The 384-nt window shown below is 59.1% G+C and carries 1 protein-coding gene; it reads right to left on the reverse strand.

Annotated features, from left to right (window positions below):
* Positions 1 to 31: 31 nt before the first annotated feature.
* The coding region (locus B1964_RS29035) for an integrase core domain-containing protein (protein ID WP_139765958.1) at positions 32 to 384 on the reverse strand (353 nt) is incomplete at its 5' end.

Genomic DNA, 384 nt, shown 5'->3' on the forward strand with positions numbered 1-384 from the left:
TGTGGTTCCCCCGGAATCGTGGAGGACTCCTCTATGCGGCTTCGGGCTCGGTGACTGCGGTGTTCTCGTAGTCGACCGGACTCATCATCCCGATCGCGCTGTGGCGACGCTGGTGATTGTAGAAGCCGTAGCACCACTCCAACACGACCGCCTGCGCCTCCATGATAGTATGGAACTCGTTGCGTGACAACACTTCCCACTCCAAAGAAGAGAAGAATGCCTCCGCTGCGGCGTTGTCGAAACACGATCCGACCCGGCCCATCGACTGCCGGATACCCATCTTCTGGCACAGCCTGGTGAACCGTCTCGCGGTGTACGTCGACCCACGATCGGTGTGGAAAATCAGCTTCTGCGCATCGTCATCACGCCATATCGCCTGCATGC

The organism is Gordonia sp. i37, assembly GCF_002043085.1.
Classification (GTDB): Bacteria; Actinomycetota; Actinomycetes; order Mycobacteriales; family Mycobacteriaceae; genus Gordonia; species Gordonia polyisoprenivorans.